At 71.4% G+C, this 14205-nt stretch carries 14 protein-coding genes; 8 read left to right on the plus strand and 6 right to left on the minus strand.

Annotated elements, in window-relative coordinates; genetic code table 11:
• Positions 1 to 5: 5 nt before the first annotated feature.
• Positions 6 to 1418 (minus strand): 3-isopropylmalate dehydratase large subunit, encoded by a 1413-nt coding sequence (gene leuC / locus ABD709_RS03465; protein ID WP_344772407.1) that lies wholly within the window; start codon positions 1416 to 1418, stop codon positions 6 to 8.
• A 98-nt stretch (positions 1419 to 1516) separates the two neighbouring features.
• On the opposite strand from leuC, the gene ABD709_RS03470 reads away from it, so the two are divergent.
• Complete coding sequence (locus ABD709_RS03470) at positions 1517 to 2239, plus strand: IclR family transcriptional regulator (RefSeq protein ID WP_028655929.1); 723 nt, start codon at positions 1517 to 1519, stop codon at positions 2237 to 2239.
• A gap of 251 nt (positions 2240 to 2490) precedes the next feature.
• On the opposite strand, the gene ABD709_RS03475 is transcribed toward ABD709_RS03470, so the two are convergent.
• Both ABD709_RS03475 and ABD709_RS03480 read right to left on the minus strand, forming a co-directional pair.
• Entirely contained in the window at positions 2491 to 2970 is a 480-nt protein-coding gene (locus ABD709_RS03475) for a methylated-DNA--[protein]-cysteine S-methyltransferase (RefSeq protein WP_344772408.1), read from the minus strand.
• Positions 2970 to 4448 carry an AlkA N-terminal domain-containing protein gene (locus ABD709_RS03480; protein WP_344772409.1) on the minus strand — a complete coding sequence of 493 codons (1479 nt, stop codon included), beginning with the start codon at positions 4446 to 4448 and terminating at the stop codon, positions 2970 to 2972. The genes ABD709_RS03475 and ABD709_RS03480 overlap by 1 nt, the downstream gene beginning before the upstream one ends.
• A gap of 119 nt (positions 4449 to 4567) precedes the next feature.
• Between ABD709_RS03480 and ABD709_RS03485 the strand changes: the two genes are divergently transcribed.
• Positions 4568 to 5050 carry a hypothetical protein gene (locus ABD709_RS03485; protein WP_344772410.1) on the plus strand — a complete coding sequence of 161 codons (483 nt, stop codon included), beginning with the start codon at positions 4568 to 4570 and terminating at the stop codon, positions 5048 to 5050.
• 14 nt (positions 5051 to 5064) lie between these two features.
• Here the strand turns inward: ABD709_RS03485 and ABD709_RS03490 are convergent, their stop codons facing one another.
• Both ABD709_RS03490 and ABD709_RS03495 read right to left on the minus strand, forming a co-directional pair.
• Positions 5065 to 5796: an AIM24 family protein gene (locus tag ABD709_RS03490; RefSeq protein WP_344772411.1), complete on the minus strand. Its 732-nt coding sequence runs from the start codon at positions 5794 to 5796 to the stop codon at positions 5065 to 5067.
• 133 nt (positions 5797 to 5929) lie between these two features.
• Positions 5930 to 6502 carry a hypothetical protein gene (locus ABD709_RS03495; RefSeq protein WP_344772412.1) on the minus strand — a complete coding sequence of 191 codons (573 nt, stop codon included), beginning with the start codon at positions 6500 to 6502 and terminating at the stop codon, positions 5930 to 5932.
• Between the two features lie 78 nt (positions 6503 to 6580).
• Between ABD709_RS03495 and ABD709_RS03500 the strand changes: the two genes are divergently transcribed.
• The 4 genes from ABD709_RS03500 to ABD709_RS03515 are packed head-to-tail and all read left to right on the plus strand — an operon-like array spanning position 6581 to position 11445.
• On the plus strand, positions 6581 to 8128 hold the full coding sequence (locus tag ABD709_RS03500; RefSeq protein ID WP_344772413.1) for a hypothetical protein: 1548 nt from the start codon (positions 6581 to 6583) through the stop codon (positions 8126 to 8128).
• The gene (locus ABD709_RS03505) at positions 8125 to 8493 is read left to right on the plus strand and encodes a response regulator transcription factor (protein ID WP_344772414.1); all 369 of its coding nucleotides are present in this window, start codon (positions 8125 to 8127) and stop codon (positions 8491 to 8493) included. The genes ABD709_RS03500 and ABD709_RS03505 overlap by 4 nt, the downstream gene beginning before the upstream one ends.
• Before the next feature lie 29 nt (positions 8494 to 8522).
• Positions 8523 to 9356, plus strand: a complete 834-nt coding sequence (locus ABD709_RS03510) for a polyprenol monophosphomannose synthase (RefSeq protein ID WP_344772415.1) — start codon at positions 8523 to 8525, stop codon at positions 9354 to 9356.
• On the plus strand, positions 9286 to 11445 hold the full coding sequence (locus ABD709_RS03515; RefSeq protein WP_344772416.1) for a molybdopterin-dependent oxidoreductase: 2160 nt from the start codon (positions 9286 to 9288) through the stop codon (positions 11443 to 11445). The genes ABD709_RS03510 and ABD709_RS03515 overlap by 71 nt, the downstream gene beginning before the upstream one ends.
• Here ABD709_RS03515 and ABD709_RS03520 read toward each other — a convergent pair.
• A complete protein-coding gene (locus tag ABD709_RS03520; RefSeq protein WP_344772417.1) occupies positions 11377 to 12159 on the minus strand; it encodes a phosphatase PAP2 family protein in 783 nt (260 codons plus the stop codon). The genes ABD709_RS03515 and ABD709_RS03520 overlap by 69 nt on opposite strands.
• Before the next feature lie 139 nt (positions 12160 to 12298).
• On the opposite strand from ABD709_RS03520, the gene ABD709_RS03525 reads away from it, so the two are divergent.
• Positions 12299 to 12805, plus strand: coding sequence for a MarR family winged helix-turn-helix transcriptional regulator (locus ABD709_RS03525; RefSeq protein WP_344772418.1), 507 nt, complete (start codon positions 12299 to 12301; stop codon positions 12803 to 12805).
• A 63-nt stretch (positions 12806 to 12868) separates the two neighbouring features.
• Positions 12869 to 14152, plus strand: coding sequence for a COG4705 family protein (locus ABD709_RS03530; RefSeq protein ID WP_344772419.1), 1284 nt, complete (start codon positions 12869 to 12871; stop codon positions 14150 to 14152).
• Positions 14153 to 14205: the final 53 nt, after the last annotated feature.

Consider the following 14205-nt stretch of genomic DNA (forward strand, 5'->3'; position numbering starts at 1 on the left):
GACGATCAGGCCTCCACGGTCTCGAGATCGGCGGGCGAGGAGAGGGTGCCGCGGATGGCGGTGGCGGCGGCGACCGGAACGGACACCAGGTGCGTGCGACCGCCCTTGCCCTGCCGGCCCTCGAAATTGCGGTTGGACGTCGATGCGCTGCGCTCGCCGGGCTGAAGCGTGTCGGGGTTCATGCCCAGGCACATGGAGCAGCCGGCGCCGCGCCACTCGGCGCCCGCCTCCTTGAAGATCACGTCGAGGCCCTCGTCCTGGGCCTGCAACCGGACCCGCACCGAGCCGGGCACGACGAGCACGCGAGTGTCCGGGTCGACCGTGCGGCCCTTGATGATCGCGGCCGCCGCACGCAGGTCCTCGATCCGTCCGTTGGTGCACGAGCCGATGAACACCGTGTCGACCTTGATGTCGCGCATCGGCGTACCGGCTTCGAGGCCCATGTAGGTCAGAGCCTTCTCGGCCGCGACCTGGTCGCTGGGCTCCTCGAAGTCCTGCGGTGACGGGACCTTCGCGGCCAACGGCACGCCCTGGCCGGGGTTCGTGCCCCAGGTGACGAACGGCGTGACCTCGCCGGCGTCGAGCACGATCTCCTTGTCGAACTCGGCATCGTCGTCGGTGACGAGGGTCTTCCAGTGCTCGACCGCGGCGTCCCACTCGGCTCCCTTCGGCGCCTCCTGCCGGCCCTCGATGTAGTCGAAGGTCGTCTGGTCCGGCGCGATGAGGCCGGCCTTGGCGCCCCACTCGATCGACATGTTGCAGACCGTCATCCGGCCCTCCATCGAGAGCTCCTCGATGGCCTGGCCGCGGTACTCGACGATGTAGCCCTGGCCGCCGCCGGTTCCGGTGCGACTGATCAGGGTGAGGATCAGGTCCTTGGCGGTCACGCCCTCCGGCAGGCTGCCGTTGACGGTGACCGCCATGGTCTTCGGCTTGGCCTGCATCAGGGTCTGGGTCGCGAGCACGTGCTCGACCTCGGAGGTGCCGATGCCGAACGCGATCGCGCCGAACGCGCCGTGGGTGCTGGTGTGGCTGTCACCGCAGACGATGGTCATGCCGGGCTGGGTGAGGCCCAGCTGCGGGCCGACCACGTGCACGATGCCCTGGTCGAGGTCGCCGAGCGGGTGCAGCCGGACGCCGAACTCCTCGGCGTTCTTGCGCAGCGTCTCGACCTGGGTCCTGCTGACCGGGTCGGCGATCGGCTTGTCCCAGTCGAGGGTGGGGACGTTGTGGTCCTCGGTCGCGAGGGTGAGGTCGGGGCGCCGTACCTTGCGACCGGCGAGCCTGAGGCCGTCGAAGGCCTGCGGGCTGGTGACCTCGTGGATGAGGTGGAGATCGATGTAGAGGAGGTCCGGCTCCCCCGGGTTCGACCGGACGACGTGCTCGTCCCACACCTTCTCCGCCAGGGTCTTGCCCATGACTCTCGCTCCTTGATCCCTCGGTGGCACGGCCTGTTTGACCTGCGTCACGGCAGCCTACTCTTGCATCCCATTCCCTGAGACGGCAGTATTGCCATATGGACAACTCGAGCGGCGTGGGCGTGCTGGACAAAGCGGCCCTGGTTCTTACCGCACTGGAGTCCGGGCCGGCGACGCTGGCTGGGCTCGTCGCCGGTACCGGCCTCGCCCGTCCGACCGCGCACCGGCTGGCCGTCGCACTGGAGCACCACCGGCTGGTGGCGCGCGACATGCAGGGCCGGTTCGTGCTCGGCCCCCGGCTCGCCGAGCTGTCCGCCGCCGCCGGCGAGGACCGCCTGCTGGCGACCGCCGGGCCCGTGCTGGCGCGGTTGCGTGACATCACCGGCGAGTCCGCTCAGCTGTGGCGTCGGCAGGGCGACCACCGCGTCTGCGTCGCGGCGGCCGAGCGCCCGTCGGGCCTGCGTGACACGATCCCGGTCGGCTCGCAGCTGACGATGCGCGCCGGCTCCGCCGCCCAGGTCCTGCTGGCATGGGACGACCCGGAGCGCATCCACCGCGGCCTGCAGAACGCCGCGTTCTCCGCCGCCGAGCTGTCCGCGATCCGACGACGCGGCTGGGCCCAGTCGGTCGGCGAGCGGGAGCAGGGGGTCGCGTCGGTCTCCGCGCCCGTCCGCTCCCCCGGCGGCAAGGTCATCGCCGCCGTGTCCGTCTCCGGCCCGCTCGAGCGGCTCTCCCGCCAGCCCGGACGCATGCACGCCCCCGCCGTGCTCGCCGCCGCCGAGCGTCTCTCCGAGTCCCTCCGCCGCGCCGCCGCCGAGTAGGTCGAACCCTCAGTTCGAGCATGTCGAACCTTGCCTTTGAGCGGGTTGAACCGTCGGCTCGGTCGGCTCGCGGACCGCGCCGAACTGAAGGTTGGACGTGCTCGAATTGACGGCTCGACGTGCTCGAACTGAGGGCTCGACCTGCTCGAACTGAGGGTTCGACGTGCTCGAACTGAGGGCTCGACCTGCTCGAACTGAGGGTTCGACGTGCTCGAACTGAGGGTTCGGCGTGTTCTGAGTGAGGGTTCGGCTCAGAACAGGGAGTCCTGCTCGAGGGAGAGCAGGGTCTGCTTGCGGTCGAGGCCGCCGGCGTAGCCGGTGAGGGTGCCGTCGGCGCCGATGATCCGGTGGCACGGGATCACGATCGGGATCGGGTTGCGGCCGTTGGCGAGACCGACGGCGCGGGACGCGGCGTTGGTCATGCCGAGCCGCTTGGCGATCTCGCCGTACGACGCGGTCTGGCCGAACCCGACACCCAGCAGCTGGTCCCACACCTTGCGCTGGAACGCGCTGCCCTCCGGTGAGAGCGGCAGGTCGAACTCGGTCAGCTCGCGGGCGAAGTAGGCCCGCAGCTGGCGGGCCGCCTCGACGAGCAGCGGGTGGTCGTCGTCCCTGGTGCCGCGCGGACGACCGTCGGAGTCGCGGAACGGCTCGAACTCGATCGCGGTGATGGCGCCGTCGTGCTCGACGATGCGCAGGTGCCCGACGGGCGACTCGATCACGGTGTACATCAGTCCTCATCCTCCAGTGAAGTCCACAGGTGCAGCAGTGCGTAGGAGCGCCACGGGCGCCATCGCTCGGGATCAGCGCCGGGCCGCCGGGCCATCGCATGCTTCACGCCGAGATCGGTCGGCAGGAACACGTCGGGATGTCCGAGCGCCCGCAGCGCCACGTAGTCGGCCGTCCACGGCCCGATGCCGGGCAGCGCGAGCAGCAGTCGCCGTACGTCGTCGCGGTCGGGGCCGCGGTCCAGCGACACCTCGCCACTGGCGAGCGCAGCGCCGAGGCCGACGAGCGAGCGCCCGCGCGCCCGCGGCATCGGGAGCGACGCGGGGTCGAGCGCGGCGATCGTGTCCGCATCGGGGAAGAGGTGCGTGAGGCCGGAGACCTCGGTGTCGACGGCCCGGCCGTGCTCGGCCACGAGCCGGCAGACCACGGTGCGCGCGCCGGCGACGCTGACCTGCTGGCCGACCACCGCCCGGACCGCCATCTCGTCACCGGACGGGTGGCCAGGCACGCGCAGCCCGGGCCGGCGCCGGACCAGCGGTCCGAGGACCGGGTCGCCCGAGAAGTGGTCGGCGACGGCGATCGGGTCGCAGTCGCCGTCGAGCAGGCGCCGCACTCGTGCGACCGCCGCGGCCGTGTCCCGGACGTCGTGGAGCATGAAGCGCGCGGCGACGAAGCCGGTCCCGGGCTCGAGCAGGTCGGTCAGCTCGAGCTGCACCGTGCCGGGGCCGTGCGGCAGGTCGAGCGTGCGGGCGTAGGAGCCCGAGCCGTCGGGCCGGACCGATGCGACCTCGATGCCGGGCACCGCTCGCGGCGCGAGGAAGCCCAGCAGCGCACGTCCGGCGTACGGCGTCCGCACGGCCAGCCGCAGCTCGAGGGCACCCGCCGTCCGCGGTCCCGAGCGCCGCCCGCGCAGCTGCGACGGCGTCGCGGCGTAGACCTCCCGGATCGTGTCGTTGAACTGCCGCACGCTCGCGAACCCGGCCGCGAACGCGACATCGGCGAGGGACAGGTCGGTCGTCTCCACGAGCACGCGCGCGGTCTGCGCGCGCTGGCTCCGGGCGAGGGCGAGCGGACCCGCGCCGAGCTCGGCGGTCAGCACCCGCTGGAGGTGTCGCGGCGTGTAGCCGACCCGCTGCGCGAGGCCCTCCACGCCCTCCCGGTCCACGACGCCGTCGGCGATCAGCCGCATCGCCCGGCCGGCGACGTTCGACGCGACGTCCCAGTCGGGGCTGCCGGGTGTCGCGTCGGGCAGGCAGCGCTTGCAGGCGCGGTAGCCGGCGGCCTGGGCCGCCGCCGCACTGCGGTGGAAGGTCACGTTGGCGAAGGCCGGCGTGCGGGCCGGGCAGGACGGCCGGCAGTAGATGCCGGTCGTGCGCACCGCGGTGTAGAAGACCCCGTCGAAGCGCCGGTCACGCGACTTCACCGCGGCGTAGCAGGACTCCGGGTCGAGGTCCGCGATCGCTGTCGTCACCGTGCTCATGCCGTCCATTCTGTACGGCGACACCGACATCTTCTGGCGGGAATCGGACATGGCGGCGCAGCCCGTCCCGGCGGTCCGGATCCCACGGCGTCGCGCGGATGTCTGCCACGCTGTCCGTCATGGTCGACAACCCGCTCGAGCTGATGCTGAAGTCGCAGCAGCTGGCCGTCAAGCTCGCCACCGACACCCTCCGCACGGTGCGCGACACCGCCGTCACCGGCGTGACCCAGCCCGAGGAGCTGGTCCGCCAGGTCGGCGACCTGGCCGCCGCGGTCGCGAGCATGGGCGCTGCGATCACCGGCCTGGCCGGGGCGACGGCCCAGCCGCTGCAGGACTTCATCGTCCGCCAGCGCGAGCTGGCCGACACCGTCGCCATGCTCGCCGAGGCGCAGGCAGACCTCGCGCAGGTCGTCGCGAAGCTCGCCGAGCGGCACGCCGACGCGGTCACCGCCCTGGAGAAGGTGACCGCGCCGGTCTTCGCGATCGTCGGCGCCGAGCCGACCGCAGCGCGGACCCGCGCAGGGCGCGCCCGGCAGGCTGCGGCCGACCCGACGAAGACGTCGAAGCCGATCGCGAAGAAGACCGCGAAGCCGAAGAAGTGATTCCGGCCGGCCGGTCAGCGCAGCAGGTTGCCGAGCCCGCCGAGCGGGCTCTGGTTGTTGACCTGCTGACCGCCGTCGTGGGCACCGCCGAAGCGCATGTTCTCGCTCGGCTGCACGATCACGAAGCCCTGGCCGTGGAACCCGAGCTGGAACTCCTCGCCGGTCGTCCGGCCCAGGAGCGCCTTCATGCCGATGTCGGTCTTGAGCTGGATCTGCAGGCCGGCCGACCAGCACACAGCGGCGTCCGGGTCGACGAACGTGGCAGCCTCGCCGGCGTTGAGGAGCAGCGGCGGGCCGTCGGTGACGAGCGCGACCTGGCCGCTGCCGGTGAGCGTGGTGTTGAACAGGCCGCCGGACAGCATGCCGGCGCCGCGGACGAGCTGGATGTTGTCCTCCAGCGACTCCGAGTAGGCCAGGATGTTCGCGCCGTTGACCGAGATCGAGTCGTTCTCGAGCTCGATCACGTGGACGTCCATGCCGTTCTTGGCGAGGAAGATCTCGCCGGACCCGGTCATCCGCATGATCGGCAGGCCCTCGCCGGTCAGCTTCTGCTTGATCCACTTGCCGGCTCCGCCTGCTCCCTGGTGCTCGAACCGGACGTCACCCTGGTAGGCGACCATCGACCCGGCGAGGGCCTTCACGCTGCCCTGGGAGAGCTCGACCTTCATCATCTTCGAGCTCTGCTTGACGAAGTTGCCCGGTCCCTCGACCTCGTGGTGCTCCTGGGCGAACAGGTCGCTGCGCATGGCGGGATCTCACTTTCCGATCTGCCCGAGTCGTTGGCTGGACCGTTCCCGACGGGGACGGTGATGGAGCATGCCTACCCGAGCCCACAGCGCCCGGAAACCGAGATGCCCGAGATGCGCCGGAAAACCGTCCTCAGGGACGAGCGTCGACGGCGTCGGGCCTGGTGAGGACGGCGGTCAGCACGCCGGCGACGACAGCACCGGCGGAGCCGAGCGCCTCGTCGCCGAGGGTGTCCTCGTACGCCGTCGCGAGCTCGGTGCCGTGCCGGATGAACGTCCACCACTCCCCCAGCTCCCACGCGATCGCGAGCAGCGCCCCGATGCCGGCCACCATCACGACCTTCTGCCACGCCCGCGGCAGGCCGGCCGCGACCAGCAGCCCGATCCCGAGGCTGAGCGGCACCCAGTTCACGAAGTGGTTGGCGTCGTCCCACCACACGACCGAGTCATAGAGGTCGAGGCTGTTGCCGGTGACGTCGACCAGGAACGGCACCATGATCAGCGCGAACGCGCCCCACGGCGGCCGCTCACCGCGCCGGACCAGCCACCAGATCGCAGGCACCAGCACCATCAGCACGGGATAGGCGATCAGCCGCGCCCCGAAAGCCTTGCCCTCGAACCGCTCGATGCCCGGCACGAACTCGGCGACGGCGAGCTGGGCCTCGGTGGCGACGAGAATCGCGGCGGGCAGCCAGATCCGGTTCACCGGCTGACCTTCTCACGGACCGACCGGTGTCCCGCCGCCTTCATCTTTGCTTCATGCGGTGCTGCCTAACGTCACGGCGTGCTCCAGGACCCGGTACGCGAGAGGCCGACCACCAGGCCCCCCGAGCCCGCCGACCCGCCGGCCACGCGGGCGCCCGGGTGGGAGACCGCTGCCCTGGTTCTTGCGGTGGTCATCACGGTGCTCGCGTGGGTGCCGTTCCTCGAGCATCCGCTCGGCTCCGACGAGAGCGGCTTCCTCCTGCTCGCCCAGCACTGGTCGCACGGGACCTCTCTCTACGGCGACTATTGGGTGGACCGACCGCCCCTGCTGCTCTGGCTCTTCGACCTGGCGGACCACGCCGGCCCCACGAGTACGGCGACCGTGGGCGTGGTCGCACCGGCGGTCAAGATCCTCGGGGCGCTGGCCAGCGGGCTCGCGGTGCTGCTGACCGGCCTGCTCGCACGCCGCGTCGCCCCCACGACGAGGTGGGCACGGGTCGGCGCGATCGTCGTCGCGACGGCGCTGCTGTGCAGCCCGCTGCTCGGCATGCCGGAGACCGACGGCGAGGTGCTCGCCGTACCTCTCGTCCTGCTCGGCCTGCTCCTCCTGATCGGCAGCGCGCTCCGCCCGTGGGGCAGCCGTGCCCTGCTCCTCACCGTCGGCGCCGGTGCCGCGGCGACCTCGGCAGCGCTGGTCAAGCAGAACGTCGTCGACGTCTTCGTCTTCGCCCTCGTCGCGCTCCTCGTCGCCCACCGGCAGGTCGAGCGCCCGGCGGCTCGAGCGGCCGCCTTCACGTCCGGCGCCGTCGGGACGCTCGCGGTCGCGATGGTGGCCGCCGCCGCGCAGGGCACGTCGCCCGCGGGGGTCTGGAACGCGATCGTCGTCTTCCGGTTCCACGCGACCGCGGTGATCGGCTCGTCGGCCTCGAGCGCGACCCCGGAGCGGATGCACAGCCTGATCGAGGCGTTCCTCGCCAGCGGTGCGGCAGCTGTGCTCGTGATGACCGCCGTGCTGGCGCTCCGCGAGGCCGTCCGCCGAACCCAGCCCCTGGCCGTGCCCGCGCTGGTTCTGGTCGCCTGGGAGCTCGTCGGCGTGGCGTGCGGCGGCAGCTACTGGCTCCACTACCTGACCGGGCTCGTCCCCGGGCTCGTCCTGCTCGTCGCGATCGCCCGCGCGTCGCGGCGTTGGGTCACCCTGTTGTTCACCGGGGTCGTCTCGTACGTCGTCCTGGCCGCCGCGGTCGTCTGGATCGACGTGGCGAACACCCCGGTGGGCGAGACGAGCGACGCCCAGGTCGAGAGCTACCTGCGCGCGCACGCCGAGCCCTCCGACGGCGTGGTCGTCGGCTTCGGCCATCCGGGGATCGTGGCCGGCAGCGGCCTGTCCAGCCCCTACGAGCACCTGTGGAGCCTGCCGGTCCGGGTGAACGACCCTCGGCTGACCGAGCTGCAGCGGGTGCTGTCCGGTCCGGACGCGCCGGACTGGGTCGTCACCGCCGGCAGCGCGCTGGACACCTGGGGCCTGGACGCCGAGTCGGCCGACCACTACCTCGCCGAGCACTACGTGCGCGAGGCGATCTTCGGCGACTGGTACGTCTGGCACCGCTTCGACGAGGGCCCGCGGTGAGGGTGCTCGTGGCCGAGGACGACGTACGCCTCGCGAAGGTGCTCGACAGCTCGCTCGCCGAGGCCGGCTGGGACGTCGACGTGGTCAACGACGGGCGCTCGGCGTACGAGCGGATGCTCGGCGAGGCCGTCTACGACGTGGTGCTGCTCGACTGGATGCTGCCCGGGATGGACGGCATCAGCGTCGCGCGCCGGGCGCGCGGGAGCGGGATGGCCACGCCGATCCTGGTGCTCACCGCGCGCGGTGGCGCGCAGGACCGGGCCACCGGCCTGGACTCGGGTGCGGACGACTACCTGTCCAAGCCGTTCGACCTCGACGAGCTGCTCGCGCGGCTCCTCGCGCTAGCAGGAGGTTCTTCATCGTGACTTCATCTACGCATCCCTACCTTCGCGGCATGCGCTGCGTGATCGTGGTCCCGACCTACAACGAGGCCGCCACCATCCCCACCCTGCTCGCCGAGCTCGCGCAGGTCCGGTCCATGGTCGTCGACACCGTCGACCTCCTCGTCGTCGACGACGGCAGCCCGGACGGCACCGCGGACCTGGTCCGCTCGCACCCCGGGTACGGCGACTGGGTCCACGTCCTCAGCCGCACCAGCAAGGACGGTCTCGGTGCGGCGTACCGCGCCGGGTTCGGCGAGGCGCTCGACCGCGGCTACGACGCGATCGTGCAGATGGACGCCGACGGCTCGCACCCCGTTGCCGAGGTCCCGGCGATGCTCGGCCTGCTTCGCGACCACGACCTCGTGGTCGGCTCGCGCTACGTCCCCGGCGGCGAGACCGTGAACTGGCCGATGCGTCGCCGGGTCCTCTCCTCGGGGGCCAACACCTACGCGCGCGGCGTCCTCGGCCTGCGCACCAGGGACACGACGTCGGGCTTCCGCGCCTGGCGCGCGGCAGCGCTCGAGGCCGTGGGCGTGCTGGAGACCGCCTCGAGCGGCTACGGCTTCCAGGTGGAGAACACCTGGCAAGCGGAGCGCCGCGGGCTGCGGATCGTGGAGCACCCGATCACGTTCACCGAGCGCACCGCCGGCGCGTCGAAGATGACCGCCGACGTCGCCCGGGAGGCCGCCCGGCTGGTGCTGCGGTGGCGGATGGACGAGCTGACCGGCGCTCGGGCACGCCGCGAGGTCCGCGCTTTGTGGGACGGTGTCCCCTGTGACGACCGCGACTCTCACGTGCCCGCTCTGCGAAGCGACCTGCGGCCTCCGGGTCACGCTCGACGGTGACCGCGTCACCGGGGTGCGCGGCAACCCGGACGACGTGTTCTCCCACGGCTACATCTGTCCCAAGGGCGCCTCGCTGGGCGCGCTGCACGAGGACCCCGACCGGCTGCGCACGCCGATGGTCAAGCGCGACGGGCGGCACGAGCCGGCGACGTGGGACGAGGCGTTCGCCGTCATCGCCGAGAGGCTGCCGGCCGTCATCGCCGAGCACGGGGCGGACTCCGTCGCGGCGTACCTCGGCAACCCGTCGGTCCACAACCTCTCCACCTCGCTCTACGCCCGGGTGCTGCTGAAGGCGCTCGGCACCAAGAACGTCTACAGCGCCAGCAGCGTCGACCAGCTGCCCAAGCACTTCACCGCCGGCTACATGTTCGGGCACCCGCTGACCATCCCGGTGCCCGACGTCGACCGCACCGACTACCTGCTGATGCTCGGCGCGAACCCGCTGGTCTCCAACGGCAGCCTGATGACCGCGCCGGACATCCGCGGCCGGCTGCGTGGCATCCAGCAGCGCGGCGGGCGGATCGTGGTCCTCGACCCGCGGCGCACCCGCACTGCCGAGGCCGCCGACGAGCACCTCGCGATCCGGCCGGGCACCGACGCGCTGTTCCTGTTCGCGTTGGTGCAGGTGCTGTTCGAGGAAGGGCTCGTCACCCTCGGTGCGCTGGACGGGCTCGTCGAGGGCATGGACCGCGTCGAGGCCTGGGCGAAGGACTTCGCGCCGGAGGGCGTGGAGGCGCGGACCGGGATCGCGGCGGACGACGTACGCCGGATCGCGCGCGAGCTCGCCGCTGCCGACAGCGCGGCGGTCTACGGCCGGATGGGTACGACGACCCAGGAGTTCGGCACCCTGGCGAGCTGGTTGGTCGACGTGCTGAACGTGCTCACCGGCAACCTGGACCGTCCCGGTGGCGCGATGTTCCCGCTCGCGGCGGCCGGGCAGGCGAACAGCGCACCGGGGGCAGGGCGCCCGTTCCGCCACGACCGCTGGCAGAGCCGGGTGCGCGGCCTGCCCGAGGTCATCGGCGAGCTGCCGGTGGCCGCGCTCGCCGAGGAGATCCGGACGCCGGGCGCGGGCCAGGTGCGCGCGCTGATCACGGTCTGCGGCAACCCGTGCCTGTCCACGCCGAACGCCGCCGCCCTGGACGCCGCGCTGGACGGGCTGGACTTCATGGTGTCGGTCGACGTCTACCTCAACGAGACGACCCGGCACGCCGATGTGATCCTGCCGGGACCCTCGCCGCTGGCCCGGCCGCACTACGACATCGCGCTCTACCAGCTGGCGGTGCGCAACGTCGCGAACTGGTCCGTTGCCGCGCTGGACTCCGACGTTCCCCAGGAGTGGCGGACGCTGCTCCGGCTCGCCGGCGTGGTCGCCGGGCAGGGACCCGACGTCGACATCACCGCTCTCGACGACATGGTCGCTGCCGACCTCGCCGGCCGGGCCGGCGTCGACCTCGCCGACGTGGGTGGTCGCGTCGGGCCGGAGCGGCTGATCGACGTCCTCCTGCGCGGCGGGCCGTACGACGTCACGCTGGCCGACCTCGAGGCGTCCCCCGACGGCGTCGACCTCGGATCGCTCGCGCCGCGGCTGCCCGACGTGCTCTCGACCCCGAGCGGGAGGATCGAGCTCGCGCCGGAGCCGATCGTGCAGGACGTGCCGCGGCTGGTCGACAGCCTCGCGGCCGCGACCGGCGACCCGGGCGGCATGGTCCTCATCGGTCGGCGCAACCTGAGCTCCAACAACTCCTGGATGCACAACATCACTCCCCTGGTGCGAGGCGAGAACAGGTGCACGGCCCAGATCCACCCGGAGGACGCGACGCGGCTCGGGCTCCTCGACGGCGGCACCGCGCTGATCAGGTCGCGCACCGGCGAGGTGAAGGTGCCCGTCGAGGTCACCGACGTCGTGCGACCCGGCACGGTCAGCGTGCCGCACGGCTGGGGCCACGACCTCTCGGGTGTGCGGATGGCTGTCGCGGAGACGCACGCCGGGACGAACAGCAACGTGCTGTCCGACGACCTACTGCTCGACGCACCCAGCGGGAATGCCGTGCTGAACGGCCTTCCGGTCGAGGTCGCGCCCGTCTGACCGCCACGGACGTTCGCCGAGGACCCGGACCCCCCAGACGACGCCGATCGCGACGAGCACGCAGGCCGCGCCACCGACGACGTCGAGCGCGAAGTGGTTGGCGGTGCCGATGACGACGAAGACCTGGAGCGTCGGATAGACCACCGCGGCGATCCGCCAGCGCCTCGCGCCGAAGCTCCACATCTGGATCCCGCACCACAGCGACCACCCGAAGTGCAGCGACGGCATCGCGGCGTACTGGTTGGTGGCGTCGCCGATCGCCCGCGGCGCGGACGCGGCCTCCCCCCACCAGCCGTAGTCGGCGAACCGTCGCATCACGTCGATCGAGTCGAGGTCGGGGACCAGCCGCGGCGGTGCCACCGGGTAGCGCGCGTAGACGACCAGCGCGATGGCGGAGGCCAGCACGATCGTCCAGTAGCCGCGGCGGTAGACCCACCCTCCGATGCGCCAGGACCGGAACAGCACGAACGGCGTCGCGACGTAGTGGAAGACCGCGTAGAAGTAGCAGGCCGGCACCGCGAGCACGGTGACCGTGACCAGCCAGTGGTTCAGCGGCCGCTCCACGTGGTCGAACAGCCAGCGCTCGGCGCCGACGATCGAGTGTGCGTGGTCGAGCGCCGCGTCGACGTCGGTCCCCTGCATCGCGCGGATCACGTTGTAGGCAGTGAACAGCGCCACGAGCACACCCAGCTCGAGCAGCGCCGTGGCGGGCACCCGGATCCGTCCCGGGAGCGAGCTGCGCCGGGTGTCAGCAGTCGTCGTCAGCGACGGATCTTCTTGGAGGATGACGGTGTCCTAGGGCGGGGAGCCTTTGACTTGAAGATTCAAGCGGGAGCAACTGTACTCTCATGACATGAAGGTTCAAGCGACCGACTCGGCGGTCGATTCGTTGACGCACGAGAAGGCCTGTGCGTTGACAACGGAGGAGATGGAGACCTGGCGCGCCGTGAACCGGCTGCTGGCCCACCTCCCCCCGGCCCTCGGCAGCCAGCTGCAATGCGACGCCGGCCTGAGCCACCTGGAGTACTACGTGCTGAAGGGGCTCTCCGAGCAGCCGGACCGCACCCTGCGGATGAGCACCCTCGCGGCCCTCGCGCACTCCGAGCTGTCCCGGCTCTCCCACCTGATGCGGCGGCTCGAGGAGCGTGGGCTCGTCCGACGCGAGCCGGACCGAAGCGACCGGCGGTTCACCAACGCGATCCTCACCGACGCCGGCCTCGAGCACCTCACGCAGGCGGCACCCCGCCACATCGCGCTCGTGCGCAAGCTCGTGTTCGACGTACTCGACGAGGACGAGCAGCTCGCTCTCCGCAACGCCGCGCAGAAGATCGTCACCGGGCTGAAGAACGGGTCCTGCTAGCCCGCAGCACCACCCGCTCAGCCGGTCAGGTTGATGGCAGGTCGGATCCGCGATCGTGCTTGCATGAGCACCACGACTGCGACGACGCGCGCGCGACTGATGTTGAACAAGGTCCCCGAGGTCACCATCTGGTTCTGGGTCATCAAGATCCTGTGCACCACGGTCGGTGAGAGCTTCGCGGACTACATCAACGAGACCCTCGGCTTCGGCCTGACCAACACCACGATCTTGTTCACGGTCGTGTTCGTCATCGCCCTCGCGGTCCAGATGAGCCTGAAGAAGTACGTACCGGGCCCGTACTGGTTCACCGTGGTGGTGGTCAGCGTGACCGGCACGCTCTACACCGACATCCTCACCGACAGCAAGGGCGTGCCGCTGTGGATCAGCAGCACCGTCTTCGCCGCCCTCCTCGCGGCGGTCTTCGGGATCTGGTGGTACCGCGAGCGCACGCTGTCGATCCACTCCATCCGGACCGTGCCGCGCGAGTCGTTCTACTGGCTCGCGGTGCTCGTCACCTTCGCGCTCGGCACCGCGACCGGCGACTGGACCCTGGAGCTGACCGGCTGGGGTCCCGGCGTCTCGATCCTGCTGCCCCTGACGCTGATCGCGATCGTCACCGCGGTCTGGTACAGCGGCGGCAACCCGGTGCTCACCTTCTGGGTGGCCTACATCCTGACCCGCCCGCTCGGCGCGAACATCGGTGACTTCCTCGCCTCGCCATCCAGCGAGAAGGGACTGGGCCTGGGCACCTTGTGGACCAGCCTCATCTTCCTCGGCGCGATCCTCGCGACCGTGGTCTACCTGACCGTCACGCGCACCGACGTGATCGAGGAGTACGAGGAGCACCACCCCCGCCACCACCTCGAATCGGCACCGACCGGCCGCAAGCTGATCAGCGAGCGGGTCGGGCTCGCCGTCCTCGGCGCCGCGGCCGCCGCCACCGCCGCCCTGCTGGTCTGGGCCAACGCCCAGCCCCACACCGACGCGCTCGCGGCCGAGGAGGGCGCACCGCCGAAGTGCTCGAGCGGCTCGCCGCTGAACCAGGACGAGGCCACCAAGGCGGTCGCCGCGCACTTCCCCGCCGACAAGGTCGCCGACTACAAGAAGATCGTCACCGACACCGAGGCGCTGGTGAAGTCCGGCGACCAGTCCGGCGCCAGCAGCCGGATCACCGACCTGGAGACCGCCTGGGACAACGACCAGGACAGCCTCCAACCCAAGGACTGCCAGGCCTGGACCTACGTCGACCAGCAGATCGACCCCGTCCTGTCCGCCGTCCGCTCGAGCAACCCGCAGCCGGCTCAGGAGGAGAGAGCAATGCAAGATCTCCTGAGCACTCTCGGCTGATCCCCACCGGGTTGACGTCTCACGCGTCGGAGCGGGGCGCCGACTCCGACGCG

It is taken from the genome of Nocardioides panacisoli (assembly GCF_039537325.1).
GTDB lineage: Bacteria > Actinomycetota > Actinomycetes > Propionibacteriales > Nocardioidaceae > Nocardioides > Nocardioides panacisoli.